Raw genomic sequence first — 19546 nt, 5'->3', positions numbered from 1 at the left:
CCGCAGGCGCCCGATCTCAAACAGAAGGAGACTGAAATCAGTTCATCCAGCGGTTGTTGCTTTTGCGCCGCGGGATCAGGTGTGGCAACAACAAGCCAAGCAGCAGGCCTACGCCGGCTACGCCACCGCCGTACATGAACCACTGCAGGATGATGGTGCGCTGTTTGTCGTCGAGCTGCAGATTAACCGCGTTAACCTTTTTCTGTGCGACCACCAGCTGATTTTTCAGATCCTGGTTTTCCTGCTGCAGACCGCTGATGGTGCTGTCGCTGCCGGCCACTTTCTGCTGCATTTCTGCCGTGCGCTGGTTCCAGCTGTTGTCGATGTTGGCCAGCTTGTCGGTCAGGGTTTTTACCTGTTGCTCCAGCGCCGGCACTTGGGTGCGCAGGCTTGGCGTCTGGCTCAGCTGATTGAGCGGGATCCAGGTCGTGCGGCCTTTCGCATCGCGGATCTGGCCATAGTTGGTGCTGTCATTTACGCTCAACAGGGTGACTTCTTCACCGGCGTTCAGGGTACCGACGATACGGTACTGATTACCCGGGCCGCTATGGACGTAAGTATTCAATTCATCGGAGATATAGCGTTTATCTTCGGCATGGGCGCCCCAAGTGATGCTGAAGCTCAGCACGGCAAGGCAAATTAGGCGTAATTTCTGCATTAGTTCATCGTTTCTGTGTGAATTTATGGGAACGATAGTAGAGCGTTCAGTCTGACGACGCAACGCAAAAACCGGAATGAGAACTATCTTACTGTGGCAGATTCTGTGAGTTGCGCAGTGTTTTATAACGTAACAGGTTTTTTCTGCAGTTAGCAGGGTTAAGGTGCAGGGAATCGCGGTAAGATAACGGCAACTGTGCGTCATCGGGCAGAGCGCGGCAGGCGAGGCCCGCCGCCGTGAAGGCTGACGCGAATGCGTAACTTATTGGTGTAAAAGACTTATGACCGTTGAAATAGAACTGAAATTTATTGCTACCCCGGATGCGGTTGCCGCTTTGCCGCAGCACTTGGCTGCCTGGCCTCATCAGCATTCCGCGCCGCAAAAACTGACCAATATCTACTTCGAAACCGCCGATAATTTCCTGCGCAGTCAGGATATGGGGCTGCGTATCCGCGGCTTCGACGACAGTTATGAAATGACCATCAAAACCGCCGGTAAGGTGGTAGCGGGTTTGCATCAGCGCCCGGAATATAATGTGGCGATCACTACGCCGGAGCTGGCGTTGGAACGGTTCCCGGCGGATATCTGGCCGCAAGGCTGTGATGTCGACGCGCTGCAGCAGGCGTTGCAGCCCCTGTTCCGCACCGACTTCGTGCGTGAGAAGTGGGTGGTCACTTACGGTAAGAGCGAGATTGAGGTTGGGCTTGACCAGGGCGAGGTCAGCGCCGGTGAGCTGAGTGAAGCGCTGTGCGAGATTGAGCTGGAGCTTAAAACGGGTAATACCGACGATCTGCTGGCGCTGGCCAAAGAATTGGCGATGCACGGCGGCCTGCGTCAGGGCAACCTGAGCAAAGCGGCGCGCGGCTATCATCTGGCGCAGGGCAATGCTCCGCGTGAGCGCCGCCCGCTGGCGGTATTGAAGCCTGCGGCCAAATCCAGCGTAGAACAGGGTATGGTTGCCAGCTTCGAACTGGGCCTGAGCCACTGGCAGTATCACGAAGAGCTGTGGCTGCGTGGTGATACCCAGGCCCGTCGCTCGGTTATGGAGGCGATTGCGCTGATCCGTCAGGCACTGGTGATCTTCGGTGGTCTGGTACCACGCAAAGCCAGCGCCGATCTGCGCGCCCGCCTGACCGCACTGGAGCCGCTGTTGATTGATAAGAGCACTCAGCCGCAGGTGTTGTGTTACAGCGCAGAATACCTGCAGTGTAAGTTAGCGCTCACATCATGGTTGGTGACCGGCGCCTGGAAACCCTTTATCGACGCCAAGGCGCAAACCAAGCTCGACGGTTCATTCAAACGTTTCAGCGACATTATGCTGGGACGCAGCGCGGCCGAGTTGAAAGAGGCCTTCACGCGCACGTTGAACGAGGATGAATACGAGGAACAGTTGCCGCGCCTGACCCGTCAGGTGTCGGCATTTATCCTGCTGTCCGGTGCTTATCCCGATGACGAAACCGGTCCTTATATCGAAAGCTGGCGCGAACTGCAGCAGGCGCTGGCCGAACGTCGTCAAGGCTGGTACGAATCCAGCCGCAAACAGGCCTTATCGCATGCGCCATTCTGGTTAAACGGCGCGCTCCGCTAATAAAGCTGGCCTGCGAGGCGCAGGCCGCAGAACGGATCCTTCACTATGTTGCCACTCTCGAGCAGGTTACAGGTTCAGGCACAGAGCATCGTGCAGCGTTTTCAGGAAACTCAGGGCGCGGACTGCGTGCTCAGCAGCCAGGAACAGCGGGTTTTGGCGTCGAGCGATTTTGTCTGCGACATGTTGCTCAGTCAGCCGCAATGGCTGGAGACGTTGCGCAAACAGCCACCGGTCGCGGACGAGTGGCAACATTACGCCGCCTGGTTGCAAGACACGCTGGAAGATGTGCGCGACGAAGCGCAACTGATGCGCGCGTTACGTCTGTTCCGCCGCGAGACGCTGGTGAGGATCGCCTGGGCGCAGGCGCAGAATCTGTGCAGCACGCAAGAGACGCTGTTGCAGCTGAGCGGGCTGGCGGAAACGCTGATCGTCAGCGCTCGCGACTGGCTGTATCAAACCTGCTGCCGTGAGTGGGGCACCCCGTGCAACGCCCAGGGCGTACCCCAGCCGTTGCTGATCCTAGGCATGGGGAAACTGGGCGGCGGCGAGCTGAACTTCTCGTCCGATATAGACCTGATTTTTGCCTACCCGGAAAACGGTCAGACCCAGGGAGGACGGCGCGAGTTGGATAACGCGCAGTTCTTTACCCGTCTGGGGCAGCGGCTGATCAAGGCGCTGGATCAGCAAACCATCGACGGCTTTGTTTATCGTGTGGATATGCGGCTGCGGCCCTTCGGCGACAGTGGTCCGCTGGTCATGAGCTTCGCCGCCCTGGAGGACTACTACCAGGAGCAGGGGCGCGACTGGGAACGTTACGCGATGGTGAAAGCGCGGCTGATGGGCGGTTCGGAAGACGCCTACAGTGAAGAGTTGCGCAAAACCCTGCGGCCGTTCGTTTTTCGTCGCTATATCGATTTCAGCGTGATCCAGTCGCTGCGCAATATGAAAGGCATGATCGCCCGCGAAGTGCGGCGGCGTGGGCTGAAAGACAACATCAAGCTGGGTGCCGGCGGCATCCGCGAAATTGAATTTATCACTCAGGTATTCCAATTGATCCGCGGCGGGCGAGAGCCGGCACTGCAGGGGCGATCGCTGCTGCCCACGCTGCAGGCGGTGGGGGAACTGGGGTTGCTGGAGCCGCAACAGGTACAGGCGATGAGCGCCAGCTACTTGTTCCTGCGCCGGCTGGAAAACCTGCTGCAGGCCATTGCCGACCAACAAACGCAGACGCTGCCACAAGATGAGCTCGATCAGGCCCGTTTGGCCTGGGGCATGGGGTTCGACGACTGGTCGACGCTGCTCGCGGCGCTGGACGAGCATATGCAGGCGGTGAGAGCGGTATTTAACGACCTGATTGGCGACGATAGCCCCGATGTGGGCGAAGATCCCGATTATCAGCACTACCACAGCCTGTGGCAGGACGCACTGGAAGAACACGAGCTGGCACCGTTGACGCCACACCTGGATGAAGAAGCGCGCAGGCAGATGTTGCGTACCATCGCCGAGTTTCGTCACGATGTCGACAAACGCACTATCGGCCCGCGCGGTCGCGATGTGCTTGATCAATTGATGCCGCGTCTGCTGGCGGAAGTGTGTCCGCGTCAGGATGCGCCGACGGCGCTGCTGCGGTTGACCCAGCTGCTGTTGAGCATCGTAACGCGCACCACCTACCTTGAGCTGCTGGTGGAATACCACGCGGCGCTCAGCCATCTGATTCGCCTGTGCGCCGCTTCGCCGATGGTCGCCAACCAGCTGTCGCGCTATCCGCTGTTGCTGGACGAACTACTGGATCCGGCGACGCTGTATCAGCCGGTGGCCCCGGACGCTTACCGCAGCGAACTGCGCCAGTACCTGTTGCGGGTACCGGAAGATGACGAAGAGCAGAAACTTGAGGCATTGCGTCAATTCAAACAGGCGCAGCAGTTACGCATCGCCGCCGGGGATATTTCCGGCGCGCTGCCGGTGATGAAAGTGAGCGATCACCTCACCTACCTGGCCGAGGCCATTATCGACACGGTGGTGCAGCAAGCGTGGAACGACATGGTTGCTCGCTATGGTCAACCGACCCATTTGCAGGAGCGGGAAGGGCGCGGTTTTGCCGTGATTGGCTACGGAAAACTGGGCGGTTGGGAGCTGGGCTACAGCTCCGATCTTGATCTGGTGTTTATTCTGGATTGTCCACCGGACGTGATGACCGACGGCGATCGCTGCATCGACGGCCGTCAGTTTTATCTGCGTTTGGCGCAGCGCGTCATGCACCTGTTCAGTACCCGCACCTCCTCCGGCATTTTGTACGAGGTGGACGCTCGCCTGCGGCCTTCAGGCGCGGCCGGCATGTTGGTCAGCACGGTCGAAGCCTTTGCCGATTATCAGCAGAACGAGGCCTGGACCTGGGAGCACCAGGCACTGGTGCGTGCGCGTATCGTCCATGGCGATCCGGCGCTGCATCAGCAGTTTGACGCGATCCGCCGTGAGATCTTGTGCAAACCACGCGACGGCGAAACGCTGCGGCTGGAGGTACGCGAGATGCGCGAGAAAATGCGTAATCACCTCGGCAACAAGCAGCGTGAACTCTTTGATATCAAAGCCGACGAGGGCGGTATCACCGATATCGAATTTATTGCCCAGTATCTGGTCTTAAGCTATGCAAGCACCGAGCCCCGTCTGACGCGTTGGTCTGATAACGTACGCATTTTCGAGTTGATGGCCAATTACGGCATCATGCCGGAAGAAGAGGCGCAGGCGCTCACTCAGGCCTACGTCACCATGCGCGATGAAATTCACCACCTGGCGTTGCAGGAGCATTCCGGCAAGGTCGCCAAGGGGCAATTTGCCGCCGAGCGAGAACAGGTTCGCACCAGTTGGGCGAAGTGGCTGGGTTAGGCATGCCGGTTACGCAATACGTTTTGCAGCTATTACAGACGTCTGTGGTAATATCTGCGCCACTAAAATTTTGTACTTTTTTGGAGTTATCGGATGAAAGTTACACTGCCTGATTTTCGCCGCGCCGGGGTATTGGTGGTGGGTGACGTCATGTTGGATCGCTATTGGTATGGGCCGACCAGCCGTATTTCACCGGAAGCGCCGGTGCCGGTGGTCAAGGTTGAAACCATTGAAGAGCGTCCCGGCGGTGCAGCAAACGTGGCGATGAATATCGCTTCGCTGGGTGCCAACTCACGCCTGGTGGGCTTGACCGGTATTGATGACGCGGCGCGTGCACTGAGCGCCAAGCTGAACGAAGTGAACGTGCGCTGTGATTTCGTTTCGGTACCGACGCATCCGACCATCACCAAGCTGCGCGTGCTGTCACGCAACCAGCAACTGATCCGTCTCGACTTCGAAGAAGGGTTCTCCAACGTCGATTCGCAACCCATGCTGGAACGCATCCAGCAGGCGCTGCCGCAAATTGGTGCGCTGGTGTTGTCTGACTACGCCAAAGGCGCGCTGAGCCAGGTACAGAGCATGATCCAACTGGCGCGGGCCGCCAAGGTGCCGGTGCTGATCGATCCAAAGGGTTCCGATTTTGAGCGCTATCGCGGCGCGACGCTGCTGACGCCAAACCTGTCTGAGTTCGAAGCGGTCGTAGGGCACTGCAAAGACGAAGCCGAGCTGGTCGAACGCGGCATGAAGCTGGTGGCGGACTTTGAGCTTTCCGCGCTGCTGGTCACCCGTTCCGAACACGGCATGACGTTGCTGCAATTGGGCGTTCCGCCACTGCACCTGCCAACCCAGGCGCAGGAAGTGTTTGACGTTACCGGCGCCGGCGATACCGTGATTGGCGTGCTGGCTGCCGCGTTGGCTGCCGGTAACACCTTGGAAGAGTCCTGTTTCCTGGCCAATGCCGCCGCCGGCGTGGTAGTGGGCAAACTGGGGACCTCTACCGTTTCCCCGATCGAGCTGGAAAATGCGGTGCGTGGCCGTGCCGAAACCGGCTTTGGCGTCATGACCGAAGCCCAGCTGAAAACCGCCGTGGCGCAAGCACGTCAGCGCGGTGAAAAAGTGGTGATGACCAACGGTATCTTCGACATTCTGCATGCCGGTCACGTTTCCTATCTGGCGAATGCCCGCAAACTGGGCGACCGCCTGATTGTGGCGGTCAACAGCGACGCTTCTACCAAGCGCCTAAAAGGCGAGACCCGTCCGGTCAACGCGCTGGAAAACCGCATGATCGTATTGGGTGCGTTGGAAGCGGTGGACTGGGTTGTGGCATTCGAAGAAGACACGCCGCAACGCCTGATCGCCGATATCCTGCCGGATCTGCTGGTGAAAGGCGGCGACTACAAACCTGAAGATATTGCCGGCAGCGCCGAGGTTTGGGCCAACGGCGGCGACGTCAAGGTACTGAACTTTGAAGACGGCCTGTCGACCACCAATATTATCAAGGCAATCAAAGACGGGCGTGGCTAACAGACTCTTTTTAGCCTAAATAAGTCGAGTGGTATCAAGGCAGTAATCGGGTGAGTAAAAGCAGCCGACGCGGATGCAACTTGAAGTATGGCGGATAAAACGGCGGTGGCAGTGAGTGGACTGAAGCAGGAATTGAGTTTGGCGCAGGGCGTTGGGCTATTGTCCACTTCATTGCTGGGAACGGGGGTGTTCGCCGTTCCTGCACTGGCGGCCCAGGTGGCGCAGGGCGATAGCCTTTGGGCCTGGCCGGTATTGATTGCGCTGGTGTTCCCGATTGCCATCGCTTTTGCTGCTCTGGGCCGGCATTTCCCCAGCGCCGGTGGTGCCGCGCATTTTGTCGGGCTGGCTTTTGGCCCGCGTATGGCGAAAGTGACCGGCTGGCTGTTTTTGTCGGTGATCCCGGTGGGCCTGCCTGCGGCATTACAGATAGCCGCCGGTTTTTGGCAGGCCGCGTTCGGCTGGAGCGCCAATGGCCTGCTGCTGGTGCAAATAGCCACGCTGATGGTGATTTGGCTGCTGGGTACGCGCAGCGCCGGTTCCAGCGCCAATATTCAAACGCTGATCGCCATGCTGGTGGTGGCGCTGGTCGCCGCAATTTGGTGGCGTGGCGGCATCTCTCCTGCTCAAATCCCCTGGCCAGCACTCGACGAAATATCTCCCCCTAATTTGTTCCACGCGTTGGCGGTGATGTTCTGGTGCTTTGTCGGTTTGGAAGCCTTTGCGCATCTGGCAACCGAGTTCCGCAACCCTGAGCGCGATTTCCCGCGTGCCCTGCTGTTTGGCCTGCTGGTCGCCGGGGCGGTGTACTGGGATTGTACCGTGGCGGTGTTGCACTTTCATGCATACAGTGAACATCAGGCGGCGGCCGCGTCGTTGCCGGGTATCGTGGTGCAACTGTTTGGGCAACATGCGTTGTGGGTAGCCTGCGTCATAGGTTATCTGGCTTGCTTTGCCAGCGTGAATATCTATACCCAAAGCTTCGCCCGGCTGGTGTGGTCGCAGGCGCAGGATCGGCCAGCCAGCGCGTTGGCTAAACTGTCCGCCGGACAGGCACCGGTCAATGCATTAAGCGCGGTGGTGGGCTGTTGCCTGCTGTTTACCCTGCTGATTTATACGCTGAAACTGCCGTTGGATATGCTGTTGGTGTATGCCAATGGCATCTTTGTGCTGATCTACCTGCTGTGTATGCTGGCGGGCTGTCGAATTTTGCACGGACGTTCGCGGTTAATGGCGGCGGTAGGGCTGGGGCTGTGTTTACTGCTGATGGTCATTATCGGCTGGAAAAGCCTGTATGCGCTGGGAATGTTCGCGTTGATTTGGCTGGTGTTGCCGCGCAGGCCGAAGGCTGCGCTAAAACGGCAGTAAGGGCGCGATGCCGCGCCCTTAGCGGTAACTATTCTGCGTCTGGCTGTTGTGTGGCTGGTGCTGCGTTCAGCTTGCTTTCCAATTCGTTCATGCGCTGTTCCAGCAACGCCAGCTTTTCACGGGTGCGCAGCAGCACCTGTGTCTGAACGTCGAACTCTTCGCGGTTGACCAAATCCAGACGGGTAAGCTGCGACTGCAGCACCTGACGGATTTTCTTCTCAACGTCTTCCCCGAATTCACGTACGCCTTTAGGCATGGATTCATGCACCTGGCGTGCGATCTGTTCAATTTTTTTCGGGTCAATCATGGCGTATCCCTTTCAGAGTTTAATAGCTGTCGTCTAGTGTAATGCGAGTTGCCCGCCGGATAAACTAATAACCGCATTCCCTGTGATTGGCCGAATTGTGCTTTTGCCAATTGCCCTGATTAATCATTAGCGTTATAGTCGAGAAGCTTATTCTCAGGGCGGGGTGCAAGTCCCCACCGGCGGTAAATCACCTTCTACGGTGAAAGCCCGCGAGCGCTCAGCCAGTCTCTTGCAGCTTGGTTAGAGGTCAGCAGATCCGGTGTAATTCCGGGGCCGACGGTTATAGTCCGGATGGGAGAGAGTAACGGTATCTGCCGGGTTTGCGCCCGCTTGCGTTATTTTTTTAGCTATTGCTAGCTACTCCTCAAGATCGCCCTGGTTCTGGTAATCCATAATTTTTTAATGAGGTTTTTTACCATGAATCAGACCCTACTTTCAGATTTCGGCACGCCGGTAGAACGCGTAGAGCGAGCTATTGAAGCATTGCGCAATGGCCGCGGTGTAATGGTGCTCGATGATGAAAATCGTGAAAACGAAGGTGATATGATCTTCGCCGCAGAAACCATGACCGTTGAGCAGATGGCACTGACCATTCGCCACGGCAGCGGTATTGTGTGTCTGTGTCTCACCGAAGAACGTCGTCAGCAACTCGAACTGCCGATGATGGTGACCAACAACTCCAGCCAGTTCCAGACGGCCTTCACCGTGACTATCGAAGCGGCGCAGGGCGTGACCACCGGCGTGTCTGCATCCGATCGCCTGACCACTATCCGTGCGGCCGTGGCCGATAACGCCAAGCCAAGCGATCTGAATCGTCCTGGGCACGTTTTCCCACTGCGCGCGCAGCCAGGTGGTGTGCTGAGCCGACGTGGTCACACTGAAGCGACTATCGATCTGGTCTCTATGGCCGGTTTCAAACCTGCCGGTGTGCTGTGTGAACTGACTAACGACGATGGCAGCATGGCGCATGCGCCGGAAGTGATCGTGTTTGCCAAACAGCATGATATGACCGTATTGACCATCGAAGATCTGGTGGCTTACCGCCAGGCTCACGAAAAGAAAGCCAGCTGATAACGAACTGACCTTCTGACGATGAAAAAAGCCGCGTAATGCGGCTTTTTTTGTGGCTGAAAACCGTTAACCTATGCCGCCGCTTTGCAACAGCGTCAGGCTGAATCCCATCACGGCCATCCCACACAGCACGCCGTAGCTCGGGTTATTGTGCGGATCGATTTCTTTCGCCAACGGCATCAGTTCATCAACCGACAGCGCCACCATGATGCCGGCAACCGCCGCCATAATCGACGCCATTACCACCGGCGAAATCATCGGGCCAAGCAGCAGGAACGCCAATACGCCGCCGAGAATCTCCGCCATGCCGGAAATACCGGACCACAGCAGGGCTTTGGTCTTGGAGCCGGTTGCGGCATACACCGGGCCAGCCACCGCCAGACCTTCAGGAATATTGTGGATAGCCACGGCCAACGCAATGCCCATGCCCAGTTCCAGGTCGGCGCTGGCGGTGACGAAGGTAGCGATGCCTTCCGGGAAGTTGTGCAGGCTGATGCCCAGCGTCAACAGCACCGCGGTGCGCTTCAGGTTGTGCGGTTTCAGCGGTTGCTGCATCAGATCCTGCGGGTGCTGGTGCGGCAGCATGCGGTCCAGCGCGAAATACCCCAGCAACCCAAGCATGAACATGCCGTAACCCATCATCGGCGACATGCCGACGGTGTGCAGCGCCGCGGGCAGCATTTCCATCAGCGATATCAGCAGCATAATCCCGGCGGCAAATCCAAGAGCAAAAGCCAGCATTCGGTTGGAAGGCTTCTGGCCAATAATGCCAAACAGGGCGCCGACAAAGGTGGCGCCGCCGGCCAGCAAGGTCAGGAGCAGCGGTACGGACATGGTTGTCTCCTTTTATGCTGAAATTATCGTTTATTTTCTGATACTAACAGAGTAAAGGCATAAATCGAGTGGATTTGGCTGATTGTTTCTATCGTTTTAACCGTTCAAATTTATTGAAGATCATCATCACGGTTATCCGGCTGTGTCGCCGTGGCAAACGGCGTAGTCTAGTCCCCATCATGTTTGCGACTGACCAAGGATCTTGTATGAACAGCTCTCGTATGCCTGCACTTTTTCTCGGCCACGGTAGCCCGATGAACGCGCTGGAAGAAAACCGCTATACCCAGGCCTGGCGTCATCTGGGTGAAACGCTGCCGCGCCCGAAGGCCATCATTGCCGTTTCTGCTCACTGGTACACCCGTGGCACCGCGGTGACCGCGATGGAAAAACCAAGAACCATCCATGACTTTGGCGGTTTCCCGCAGGCGCTGTTCGATACCCGGTATCCGGCGCCAGGATCCCCTGAGCTGGCGGCGCAGATCCAGCAAGTGTTGGCGCCGATTACTGTCACGGCAGACGACAGCGAATGGGGCCTGGATCACGGCACCTGGGGCGTGTTGATCAAAATGTATCCCGAGGCGGATATTCCGATCGTGCAGCTCAGCATCGACGGCACCAAACCGGCGGAATACCATTATGAACTGGGCCGTAAACTGGCGGTGTTGCGTGACCAGGGGGTGATGATCGTCGCCAGCGGCAACGTGGTGCATAACCTGCGGATGGTAAAATGGCAGGGGGACGCCACCCCTTATCCGTGGGCCACTTCGTTTGACCGGTTTGTGCGTGATAACCTGAATTATCAGGGGGATAACCACCCGCTGGTCAATTTTATGCAGCACGAAGGCGCAGCGCTGTCTAACCCGACGCCGGAACACTATCTCCCACTGTTATACGTACTGGGCAGTTGGGACGGCAAAGAGGCGATAACCCTTCCGGTGGAGGGCATCGAGATGAGCGCACTGAGTATGCTGTCGGTGCAGGTTGGCTAAAGGCTCTACGCCGGCCTCAGGCCGGCGTAGATTGATCGGCAAAGCCGCAGGATTGGCGGATCACCAGCGAAGGCGGCAGGATGATGCGTTTTGGTGGCTCATCATTGCCTTGAATGCGGCTATACAGCAGTTCCCCCGCCTTGCGGCCGATCTCGCGGGAGGCCACCGATACGGTGGTCAAACCCGGCTGCACCAGCGACGCTTCGGTAATATCATCAAACCCTATCAGCGCGAAATCACGGCCAATCTGGCGGTCGAGTTTGCGTAATGTCTGCATCACGCCCAACGCGACAATGTCCTGATAGCATAACGCCGCCGTGATTTCCGGATGGGCCATCAACAACTGCTCTGCAGCTTTGGCGCCGGAGCTTTGGCTGGCCTCGCTGTCGACGATCCATTCGCCCTTGACCACAATCCCCCGTTCCAGCAGCTTGCTGGTGTAACCCCCCAACCGCTGCGCGCGGGTGGTGGAGTTGATGGATCCTCCGATGAAAGCAATATTGCGATGGCCAAGATCCAACAGATGCTGGGTTGCCAACTGTGTGCCAAGGAAGTTATCTGTGCCGACAAAGTCAAAGTGCGCATCAGCCACCGGCCTGACCACCATGATGGCCGGGATCTTGCGGCGTTTCAGCGTTTCAAAAAACAGGCTCGGCGTTTGTCGGGCGGCACACAGCACCATGCCGCTGGCGCTGTTTTGCAGCAGCGAGTCGACAAATTTTTGTTGCCTGTCGGCCGATTCTTCGCTGTTGGCCAGAAACAGCATCAGTTGATGGCGTTCCATTTCCTGGCTCAGCCCGGCGGTCATTTCGGCGTAAAAAGGATTGGTGATGTCGTGCAACAGCAGGCCGACCTGATTGCTGCTGCGATTGCGCAGGTTTGCCGCGGTCTGATTGTAAACGTAGCCCAGATGATCGATGGCGCTCAGCACACGCTTGCGTGTTTCATCCGATATGCGGCCACGGTTACGCAATACCATCGAAACCGTAGCGGTGGAGACTTTTGCGTATGCGGCGACATCCGCCAAGGTTATGGTGCTCATTTCATCTCCTGTCGATACTGGCTTTTATATTAAGGTATATCGATTAACCTTTTTCTGTGTGATTTCGTTAAATAGAGTGTGACGACGATCGCGATTTATAAGCTTTTTAGCGAGTTATTATTCGTTATATGAGGTTAATCTCGTTAATCAGCCTGTTTGTTATGAGGTTAATCGATTAATCTTTTTCTATCTATTCAGTGCATAGGCAGAAGGATATGACAGAGCAACAGCGCAACGCAACAAGCTATGACAAACACCCGGAAGTGGCGGTTCAGGGCTTTGATCATGCCGCCTGGCAAGGTTGGCCGGCGGTGGTCGAGGCAGTCAGCCGCAAGGTTGCCGCCCTCGGGTTACGCAAAACCCTGTTGGTGGTGGATTGCTACCCTGGGGTGAATTTGGCAGAACTGAGCGAGAATCTTATCCATTCGCTGAAGCCCGCCAGCAGTATCAACGCCGAATTGGCCAAATATGATGAATCGCATATTCACGCGATGATTGAACGCAACTTAACCGAAGACCGCGTTTTTGGCGTGCTGTCATGTCATCAACTGACTGAATTTTTTGATGATGAGCGCGTGCAGCAGCTGCGCGATCAAATTGCGAGCGTCGACAGTGGCCTGGTAGTGATTTATGGACCGGGCGCGGCGTTGATCGCCGAGGGCGATGTGCTGGTTTATGCCGACATGGCTCGCTGGGAAATCCAGCAGCGTTTTCGCCGTGGTGAACTGGGCAACTGGGGCGTCACCAATGTGGACGAAGACGTGTTGCGTCGTTACAAGCGGGCCTTTTTTGTGGAATGGCGGGTGTTCGATCGCCATAAAACCCCGTTGTTGCAGCGTGCTGACCTGGTGTTGGACACCAACCAGGCAGGTAAGCCCAAGGCCGTGAGTGGCGAGGCATTCCACGCTGGATTGCAGCAGGTCACCCAACGTCCATTCCGCGTCGTGCCCTTTTTTGACCCCGGTATTTGGGGCGGTCAATGGATGAAACAACAGTTCGATCTCGACCCGACGGCAGCCAACTACGCGTGGTGTTTTGACTGCGTGCCCGAGGAAAACAGCCTGCTAATGCGTTTTGGTGACGTTCGGGTCGAGATCCCCTCACAGGATTTGGTGCTGTTATACCCGAGGCCCCTGCTGGGCGAGCGCGTACACGCCCGTTTCGGCGCCGAATTCCCGATCCGTTTTGACCTGCTGGATACCGTCGGCGGGCAAAACCTCAGCTTCCAGGTGCACCCGCTGACGGAATACATCCAACAGCATTTCGGCATGCATTACACCCAGGATGAAAGCTATTACATTCTGGCGGCAGAGCAGGGAGCTGAAGTGTATCTGGGGATGAAAAACGGTACCGATCCGCAGGCGATGATGGCCGATCTGGCGGCCGCCCAAAGGGGTGAAAAGGCGTTCGACGATCGCCGTTTTGTGAACCGCTTCCCGGCGCGTAAACACGATCACTTCCTGATCCCGGCGGGGACGGTGCACTGTTCAGGTGCGGAAACCATGGTGCTGGAGATCAGCGCTACGCCGTACATTTTCACCTTCAAACTGTGGGACTGGGGCCGTGTGGGATTAGATGGCCTTCCGCGTCCGGTGCATTTGCAGCACGGTGAGCAGGTGATCAACTGGCAATGCGACACCGACTGGGCAACGGAGCATCTGGTTAACCACGTTGAACCGGTTGCTGAAGGGCAAGGCTGGCAGGAAGAGCGAACCGGCCTGCACGAGCGCGAATTTATCGAAACCCGCCGTCACTGGTTCAGTGAACCGGTGTTACACCATACCGAAGGGCGAGTGAACGTGCTGAACCTGGTGGAAGGGGAAGAGGCAGTGGTTGAAAGCCCTGAGGGCCATTTTGCTCCCTTTGTGGTGCATTACGCGGAAACCTTCATCGTCCCGGCTGCGGTCGGGGCGTATCGCATCAGCCCACATGGTCGCAGCCTGGGTAAAACCCTGGGCACCATCAAAGCCTGGGTAAGGGGATAAACATTATGTTGAAAGTGATTGTGACTTCTCATGGGCCGCTGGCCGAGGCGTTACTGAGCAGCGCGCGCATGGTTTACGGCGAGTTGCCGGGGACCAGTCATGTCGGTCTGAGTGAAGGCGCCGGCATCGAGGCTTTTAAGCGGGACTTTGCCGACGAACTGCGTCGGGTGAGCGCAGGGGCTGACGGTGTGTTGATACTGTGCGACATGCTGTGCGGTACGCCGTACAACGTGGCCTGTCGTCACGCCTTTGATCCCAATGCGCCAGTGCCGATGGCGGTAGTGACCGGCGTGAATTTCCCGATGTTGCTGATGAGTGCCGAATTGCTGGAAGGAAAGGATGTTCAACTGGCGGCACAAGAGCTGGTGGCGCAGGGCGGTGAGGCGATTGCGCTTGCCCGTCCTGCGGTGACGGCGCAAATGGACGATTTCTGAGGAGAGAGTATGGCTATTTCATTCGTACGTATCGACGACCGGGTCATTCACGGTCAACTGGTGACCCGCTGGGCGAAAGAGCTGCCCTGCGACGGCATCGTGGCGATTGATGATGAGGTCGCGGCAGATCCGCTGTTGTCATCGGTGATGAAAGGGGCAGTGCAGGATACCAAGGTATGGCTGTTCACCGTACAGCAGGCGATAGAAAAACTGCCGAAGGTGATTGCCAGCGACAAGCAGTACTTCGTGATTGGCAAATCGCCGGTCACGCTGCGACGGCTGATGGAAGCAGGAATCGACCTCAGCAATCGCAACAAGAAAATCAACGTCGGCCCGATGTCTGCCCGCAAAGACACGGTGACTATCGGCCCGAATCAATCCGTGACGGTAACAGAGTCGGAAGCCTTCGATTTCCTGACCGAACACGGCCATGCCATCGAATTCCGTTTAGTCCCGGATGCCAGCCATTTCAGCTGGCTGGATGCAAAAAAGAAACTCAAATAAGCCTGAACGGCGGGAGTGAACTATGTGGTTTGAAGCGACGCTTATCGGGATACTTTGCTATCTCGGCGCGCTGAGCAGCCCCTGGCTGCTGGGACTGACCGGAGGCTGGTATATTCTTAGCCGTCCGCTGGTCTCCGGCATGCTGGTGGGGGCTATCCTCGGCGATGTACAGACCGGCATCATCATTGGTGTGGCGGTACAGGCGGTTTATATCGCCATGGTTACACCGGGCGGATCGATGCCGGCCGACCTCAATTTTGTAGCATTCCCGGCGATTGCGCTGGGCATTCTTTCCGGTAAAGGACCCGAGGTGGCCGTCGCCCTGGCAGCGACTATCGGCATCATGGGCACCGTGTTGTTCAATGCCATGATGGTACTCAATTCCTACTGGAACCACCGCGCGGATCTGGCGGTGGAGCGCGGGGACGAACAGGGCATTTACCTTAACAGCGCCATCTGGCCGCAGGTCACCAACTTCCTGCTGCGCTTTGTACCGACGTTTATCGCCGTCTTTTTCGGGGCGCGCTATATCAACGCCTTTATGGACAGCTTGCCGACGCTGGTGCTGACTACCATGAACGTGGTCGGCGGCATTCTGCCTGCGGTCGGTATCGCCATTCTTCTTAAGCAGATTATTAAAAGCTACAGCATGCTGATTTACTTCCTGGTGGGGTTCATCTGCATTGTTTTCCTCAAGCTGAATATGGTGGCGCTGGTGATTGTCGGCGCGCTGCTGGCATTGATTCACTACAACTATAAGCCAGAGCCGCAGGCGGCTGCCGCACAGGCCGCGCCTCAGGCTGACGATGAGGATGAATTCTGATGGATACGCCAACACCAAAATTGAATAAGCAGGACCTGCGTCGTTGCTGGCGCAGTTGGATGATGTACAACCTGTCGTCGATGAGCTTTGAACGTCTGGAATCTTACGGTTTCTGCCTGAGCATGATGCCGGCGCTGAAAAAACTGTATCCGGAAAAACAACAGCGCATTGAGGCCATTCGCCGCCATACTTCGTTCTATAACACCGAGCCGCAGCTGGGCGCGATTGTTAACGGCATGGTGATAGGGCTGGAGGAAAAGCGTGCCAACGGTGAGCCGATCGACGGTGAAACCATCAATACGCTCAAGGTCGGCCTGATGGGGCCGGTGGCCGGTATCGGTGACTCCATGGTGCCGGGCATGTTGCTGCCAATATTGTTGAGCATCGGTATGGCGCTGGCTGCCGGCGGCAGCGTGATTGGCCCGTTATTCTACATTATGGCGTTCAGCCTGATCGTCATTCCCGGGTCTTACTGGCTGTTTATGAAGGGCTACCATATGGGCTCCGGCTCGGTGGAAATGCTGGTCAGCAGCAAGTCCTCACGCCTGCGAGAAGCGCTTTCCCTGCTGGGAGTGTTCGTTATGGGCGGCGTAGCCGCGAGCTACGTCAAACTGGGCACCGGTCTGGAGTTCATCACCAAAGACGGGGTGAATATTCACCTGCAGCAAATGCTGGACGGCATTTTCCCTAACCTGATGCCGCTGATCGTGGTGCTGATGACCTGGTATCTGATGGCCAAGCGGGGATTGTCACCGGTGAAAGCGATGTTGGGGCTGTTGGCCCTGGCAGCGGCAGGGGTGGCCTGCGGCTTGTTCTCCTGATACCCGTCGCTCTTCAAGCTGCAGCCAGGCGCCTGGCTGCAGCTTGAAACTCATAGGGTAGAAATTTCCTATTATTGAATTAGACAGTAGTTTTTAGGGCTCAAACCGTTGCCATTTTTCCGCTACGCTGCCCGGCTTGGAAATGAACTGGAAGCGCGCCGGATCGGTTTCAAACTGCGAGTAGAGCGGGGCATCACTCAGACCGAATTCATGGTATTGGCGTGGGCCGATGGCGTGCAGCCGGCCGGATTGATAACGCGGGTTCTGTTGCCAGATTATATTGTCGCCCTGCAATAGCGGGTACCACGCCAGTCCTTTGTATTCACGCACGGCATCGTATTCAAAGCCATATTCACGATCGCACCAGGCAGCGAAGGTCAGCGGCTGGTGAGGATCGGCAGAAATCGTGGCGTGGGCCCAGCCCGGCGGCACCAGCACCTTCTCGCCGGGTCCGGCGTGGACGGCGAAGCAGCGGCCCGGTTCATATTCCACCCGTTCCTGCATGTAAATGATCGCCTTTCCCTGCCAGATTTCATACAGCTCCGGTGGTGACCAACCGCTGTGCGTGCTGATACGGTGTACGTGTCCCTGGCTGCGTATCGGCTCCTGGCCCAATTGCCCTTGGGCATAGGTGACAATGCCGAACAACAGCATGCGTTTCTTCAATTCGGCCAAATGTTGCTGTTTTGCGACGTCCATCGCGATGGCATAAACCTGCTCTGGTCCCTGGCAGTCAGGATCGCGCAGGGAACGGCGGATTTGCTCCAGCGTGCGTATCTCCGGCAAGGGGCCAATCACGTCATTGCCATAGCCAAATCCCATCGGACTGTCGCTAATACGGACATCAAGCCCAAATCGCAGCATTGAGTCACTCATATTGCACCTCCGCCTTCCAGCCTTCGCCATCGGCAAAGACCCGCAGTTTGAAACCCTGAGGCTGCAACGCATCGTAGTTGTGGCCGGCGACCGTTGGCCACACCGCCAGCGCAGAAAGCACGTCATTGCCGGTATTGATCAAACGGTGGGCGGTAAAGGAGGGGATATGGTGAACGCTACCGGGGGAAACCTGTTCCAGCGTACAAGCGCCGTCCTGGTGTTGCAGCAACAGCAAACCTTGGCCCTGTAGGCCAAAATAGAACTCGGCCTGTTCTGGCCGCTGGTGAAAATGCCCACGGGTCATAAAGAATTCGTTGCCCACCCGGCCGGGTTGCAGATGAGTGGTGCCGACAAACAGCTCGCCTTCCTGCTGCACGGAAGGCAACATTTCAACCTGATAGACGGCAAGCTCCGCCGGTAAGCTTTGCCAGGCCACGGCATCGGCAAAGATCCCCGACAGGCTGCCCAGCGTCGTGGATTTGCGTTGAACATCAGGTGCGGTAAAGCATCCGTCCGCCAGGTTGACCTGCGGTGGGATCATGGACGTCAGTTTCATATCTGGTTGCTCCGCCCGAGGAGAACAGACGCTTCGAGTATAGAAGGTTAATCGATTAATCACCAGGCGAAATGCATAAAAAAAGCGCGATAAGATCGCGCTTTTTACCCAAGAACTGAGCCGTTAGCCGAGAATGATATGCGGATAGAAACGCGACAGATCCTGGGTGATCAGTTCACGATCTTCGCGCAGGCCGATCCCGCAGGGTTGATCGTCCACCAGCCAACTGCCGATCAGCGTATAGCTGCCTTCGAACTGGGGCAGCGGGTGGAACTGCTGCACGATCATGCCTTCTTCGCCGTAAGGGCCATCGACGCTCGCGACCTGCTGGCCGTTCTGCACGATCTGGATATTGGCGCCTTCGCGTGAGAACAGCGGCTTGGTGACGTAGTGGTCAAGCTGCGGGTGCTCGTCTTCTGCAAAGTAGGCCGCCAGCAGATTTGGATGATCCGGGAACATTTCCCACAGCATCGGCAGCAGTGCCTTGTTGGAAATGATGCTTTTCCATGCCGGCTCCAGCCAGCGTACGCCGGCGTCTTCCAGCTTGGTGGAAAACATCTCGCGCAGCATGAACTCCCACGGGTAAAGCTTGAACAGGTTACCGATGACCTGGTTCTGCAGGTCGGTAAACTGGCCTTTTTCACCCAGGCCAATCTCTTCCATAAACAGGAATTCGGTCGGCACGCCGGCTTCCAGCGCGCAATCTTGCAGATACTGCACTGTCCCGCGATCTTCTTCGCTGTCCTGGCAACAGGCCATATGCAGCAGGCCAAAACCGTGGTGCGCTTTCAGATCGGCGAAACGCTCGATCAGCTTTTCCTGCAGGCTGTTGTACTGATCGGATTCCGGGCTAAGGTTGCCTGCATTTATCTGATCTTCCAGCCACAGCCATTGGAAAAAGGCTGCTTCATACAGCGAAGTTGGCGTATCGGCGTTGTTCTCCAGCAGCTTCGGCGGGTTAACGCCGTCGTAGGCCAGATCGAGACGCGAATACAGCGAAGGCTGGTTGGTGCGCCATGAACTGCGCACGAATTCCCAGGTGTGTTTCGGGATGCGGAACTTGGTCATCAGCGCATCGCTGCTGACCACTTTCTCTACCACCTGCAGGCACATCTGGTGCAATTCAGCGGTGGCGTTTTCAATTTCTTCAATCTGCGCCAGCGTGAATTGGTAATAGGCATCCTCACACCAGTAGGGTTCGCCGTACATGGTGTGGAAGCGGAAGCCAAATTCGGTGGCTTTTTCGCGCCAGTCCGGACGCTCGGTAATCGCAACGCGTTTCATGC

General features: G+C 57.1%; 18 protein-coding genes and 1 riboswitch. Of the genes, 11 read left to right on the top strand and 7 right to left on the bottom strand.

The genetic code is table 11. The features are described from left to right. Nucleotides 1-37: 37 nt before the first annotated feature. Nucleotides 38-658 carry a TIGR04211 family SH3 domain-containing protein gene (locus tag M495_RS21150; RefSeq protein WP_020828715.1) on the bottom strand — a complete coding sequence of 207 codons (621 nt, stop codon included), beginning with the start codon at nt 656-658 and terminating at the stop codon, nt 38-40. Nucleotides 659-938: 280 nt separating this feature from the next. Between M495_RS21150 and M495_RS21145 the strand changes: the two genes are divergently transcribed. The 4 genes from M495_RS21145 (at nt 939) to yjeH (ending at nt 8018) form a co-directional block, all read left to right on the top strand. Further along, the gene (locus M495_RS21145; RefSeq protein WP_020828714.1) at nt 939-2246 is read left to right on the top strand and encodes a CYTH and CHAD domain-containing protein; all 1308 of its coding nucleotides are present in this window, start codon (nt 939-941) and stop codon (nt 2244-2246) included. A 45-nt stretch (nt 2247-2291) separates the two neighbouring features. Further along, nucleotides 2292-5129, top strand: coding sequence for a bifunctional [glutamate--ammonia ligase]-adenylyl-L-tyrosine phosphorylase/[glutamate--ammonia-ligase] adenylyltransferase (glnE, locus tag M495_RS21140; protein ID WP_020828713.1), 2838 nt, complete (start codon nt 2292-2294; stop codon nt 5127-5129). A gap of 93 nt (nt 5130-5222) precedes the next feature. After that, nucleotides 5223-6653 (top strand): bifunctional D-glycero-beta-D-manno-heptose-7-phosphate kinase/D-glycero-beta-D-manno-heptose 1-phosphate adenylyltransferase HldE, encoded by a 1431-nt coding sequence (gene hldE / locus M495_RS21135; protein ID WP_020828712.1) that lies wholly within the window; start codon nt 5223-5225, stop codon nt 6651-6653. Between the two features lie 111 nt (nt 6654-6764). Further along, entirely contained in the window at nt 6765-8018 is a 1254-nt protein-coding gene (yjeH, locus tag M495_RS21130) for an L-methionine/branched-chain amino acid transporter (protein ID WP_041415712.1), read from the top strand. A 28-nt stretch (nt 8019-8046) separates the two neighbouring features. On the opposite strand, the gene ubiK is transcribed toward yjeH, so the two are convergent. Then, complete coding sequence (gene ubiK, locus M495_RS21125) at nt 8047-8325, bottom strand: ubiquinone biosynthesis accessory factor UbiK (protein ID WP_020828710.1); 279 nt, start codon at nt 8323-8325, stop codon at nt 8047-8049. A gap of 145 nt (nt 8326-8470) precedes the next feature. Further along, nucleotides 8471-8632: riboswitch (FMN riboswitch) on the top strand. A 110-nt stretch (nt 8633-8742) separates the two neighbouring features. Between ubiK and ribB the strand changes: the two genes are divergently transcribed. After that, nucleotides 8743-9396: a 3,4-dihydroxy-2-butanone-4-phosphate synthase gene (gene ribB / locus M495_RS21120; RefSeq protein ID WP_020828709.1), complete on the top strand. Its 654-nt coding sequence runs from the start codon at nt 8743-8745 to the stop codon at nt 9394-9396. Between the two features lie 66 nt (nt 9397-9462). On the opposite strand, the gene zupT is transcribed toward ribB, so the two are convergent. Beyond that, nucleotides 9463-10230, bottom strand: coding sequence for a zinc transporter ZupT (zupT, locus tag M495_RS21115; protein ID WP_020828708.1), 768 nt, complete (start codon nt 10228-10230; stop codon nt 9463-9465). Nucleotides 10231-10436: 206 nt separating this feature from the next. Between zupT and ygiD the strand changes: the two genes are divergently transcribed. Continuing rightward, entirely contained in the window at nt 10437-11219 is a 783-nt protein-coding gene (gene ygiD / locus M495_RS21110) for a 4,5-DOPA-extradiol-dioxygenase (protein ID WP_020828707.1), read from the top strand. Nucleotides 11220-11235: 16 nt separating this feature from the next. On the opposite strand, the gene M495_RS21105 is transcribed toward ygiD, so the two are convergent. After that, complete coding sequence (locus M495_RS21105; protein WP_020828706.1) at nt 11236-12261, bottom strand: LacI family DNA-binding transcriptional regulator; 1026 nt, start codon at nt 12259-12261, stop codon at nt 11236-11238. 215 nt (nt 12262-12476) lie between these two features. On the opposite strand from M495_RS21105, the gene M495_RS21100 reads away from it, so the two are divergent. Genes M495_RS21100 through M495_RS21080 form a run of 5 tightly spaced genes read left to right on the top strand, consistent with a single transcriptional unit; the run spans nt 12477 to nt 16828 of the window. Then, nucleotides 12477-14246 carry a class I mannose-6-phosphate isomerase gene (locus M495_RS21100; RefSeq protein ID WP_020828705.1) on the top strand — a complete coding sequence of 590 codons (1770 nt, stop codon included), beginning with the start codon at nt 12477-12479 and terminating at the stop codon, nt 14244-14246. Nucleotides 14247-14251: 5 nt separating this feature from the next. Continuing rightward, nucleotides 14252-14680 carry a PTS sugar transporter subunit IIA gene (locus M495_RS21095; RefSeq protein ID WP_020828704.1) on the top strand — a complete coding sequence of 143 codons (429 nt, stop codon included), beginning with the start codon at nt 14252-14254 and terminating at the stop codon, nt 14678-14680. A 9-nt stretch (nt 14681-14689) separates the two neighbouring features. After that, nucleotides 14690-15184: a PTS system mannose/fructose/N-acetylgalactosamine-transporter subunit IIB gene (locus M495_RS21090; RefSeq protein WP_020828703.1), complete on the top strand. Its 495-nt coding sequence runs from the start codon at nt 14690-14692 to the stop codon at nt 15182-15184. Nucleotides 15185-15206: 22 nt separating this feature from the next. After that, nucleotides 15207-16007 carry a PTS mannose/fructose/sorbose/N-acetylgalactosamine transporter subunit IIC gene (locus tag M495_RS21085; RefSeq protein WP_020828702.1) on the top strand — a complete coding sequence of 267 codons (801 nt, stop codon included), beginning with the start codon at nt 15207-15209 and terminating at the stop codon, nt 16005-16007. Continuing rightward, nucleotides 16007-16828: a PTS system mannose/fructose/sorbose family transporter subunit IID gene (locus M495_RS21080; protein WP_020828701.1), complete on the top strand. Its 822-nt coding sequence runs from the start codon at nt 16007-16009 to the stop codon at nt 16826-16828. The genes M495_RS21085 and M495_RS21080 overlap by 1 nt, the downstream gene beginning before the upstream one ends. A gap of 93 nt (nt 16829-16921) precedes the next feature. On the opposite strand, the gene M495_RS21075 is transcribed toward M495_RS21080, so the two are convergent. From M495_RS21075 to M495_RS21065, 3 genes are all read right to left on the bottom strand, one after another. Then, complete coding sequence (locus M495_RS21075; RefSeq protein ID WP_020828700.1) at nt 16922-17704, bottom strand: glucose-6-phosphate isomerase family protein; 783 nt, start codon at nt 17702-17704, stop codon at nt 16922-16924. Then, nucleotides 17697-18260, bottom strand: coding sequence for a glucose-6-phosphate isomerase family protein (locus M495_RS21070; RefSeq protein ID WP_020828699.1), 564 nt, complete (start codon nt 18258-18260; stop codon nt 17697-17699). The genes M495_RS21075 and M495_RS21070 overlap by 8 nt, the downstream gene beginning before the upstream one ends. A 123-nt stretch (nt 18261-18383) precedes the next feature. Then, nucleotides 18384-19544, bottom strand: coding sequence for a glutathionylspermidine synthase family protein (locus M495_RS21065; protein ID WP_020828698.1), 1161 nt, complete (start codon nt 19542-19544; stop codon nt 18384-18386). Nucleotides 19545-19546: the final 2 nt, after the last annotated feature.

Origin of the sequence: Serratia liquefaciens ATCC 27592, from assembly GCF_000422085.1 — a bacterium.
In the GTDB taxonomy this organism is placed as follows: Bacteria; Pseudomonadota; Gammaproteobacteria; order Enterobacterales; family Enterobacteriaceae; genus Serratia; species Serratia liquefaciens.
This window is presented reverse-complemented; position numbering and strand designations above follow the sequence as displayed.

What these genes read in the sequence shown, in the direction of transcription:
- M495_RS21100 (WP_020828705.1), top strand. Translation starts at nt 12,477, where the DNA reads ATGACAGAGCAACAGCGCAACGCAACAAGCTATGACAAACACCCGGAA.
- M495_RS21145 (WP_020828714.1), top strand. Translation starts at nt 939, where the DNA reads ATGACCGTTGAAATAGAACTGAAATTTATTGCTACCCCGGATGCGGTT.
- ygiD (WP_020828707.1), top strand. Translation starts at nt 10,437, where the DNA reads ATGAACAGCTCTCGTATGCCTGCACTTTTTCTCGGCCACGGTAGCCCG.
- ribB (WP_020828709.1), top strand. Translation starts at nt 8,743, where the DNA reads ATGAATCAGACCCTACTTTCAGATTTCGGCACGCCGGTAGAACGCGTA.
- M495_RS21090 (WP_020828703.1), top strand. Translation starts at nt 14,690, where the DNA reads ATGGCTATTTCATTCGTACGTATCGACGACCGGGTCATTCACGGTCAA.
- glnE (WP_020828713.1), top strand. Translation starts at nt 2,292, where the DNA reads ATGTTGCCACTCTCGAGCAGGTTACAGGTTCAGGCACAGAGCATCGTG.
- zupT (WP_020828708.1), bottom strand. Translation starts at nt 10,230, where the DNA reads ATGTCCGTACCGCTGCTCCTGACCTTGCTGGCCGGCGGCGCCACCTTT.
- M495_RS21095 (WP_020828704.1), top strand. Translation starts at nt 14,252, where the DNA reads ATGTTGAAAGTGATTGTGACTTCTCATGGGCCGCTGGCCGAGGCGTTA.
- hldE (WP_020828712.1), top strand. Translation starts at nt 5,223, where the DNA reads ATGAAAGTTACACTGCCTGATTTTCGCCGCGCCGGGGTATTGGTGGTG.
- M495_RS21075 (WP_020828700.1), bottom strand. Translation starts at nt 17,704, where the DNA reads ATGAGTGACTCAATGCTGCGATTTGGGCTTGATGTCCGTATTAGCGAC.
- M495_RS21085 (WP_020828702.1), top strand. Translation starts at nt 15,207, where the DNA reads ATGTGGTTTGAAGCGACGCTTATCGGGATACTTTGCTATCTCGGCGCG.
- M495_RS21150 (WP_020828715.1), bottom strand. Translation starts at nt 658, where the DNA reads ATGCAGAAATTACGCCTAATTTGCCTTGCCGTGCTGAGCTTCAGCATC.
- M495_RS21065 (WP_020828698.1), bottom strand. Translation starts at nt 19,544, where the DNA reads ATGAAACGCGTTGCGATTACCGAGCGTCCGGACTGGCGCGAAAAAGCC.
- M495_RS21080 (WP_020828701.1), top strand. Translation starts at nt 16,007, where the DNA reads ATGGATACGCCAACACCAAAATTGAATAAGCAGGACCTGCGTCGTTGC.
- M495_RS21070 (WP_020828699.1), bottom strand. Translation starts at nt 18,260, where the DNA reads ATGAAACTGACGTCCATGATCCCACCGCAGGTCAACCTGGCGGACGGA.
- ubiK (WP_020828710.1), bottom strand. Translation starts at nt 8,325, where the DNA reads ATGATTGACCCGAAAAAAATTGAACAGATCGCACGCCAGGTGCATGAA.
- M495_RS21105 (WP_020828706.1), bottom strand. Translation starts at nt 12,261, where the DNA reads ATGAGCACCATAACCTTGGCGGATGTCGCCGCATACGCAAAAGTCTCC.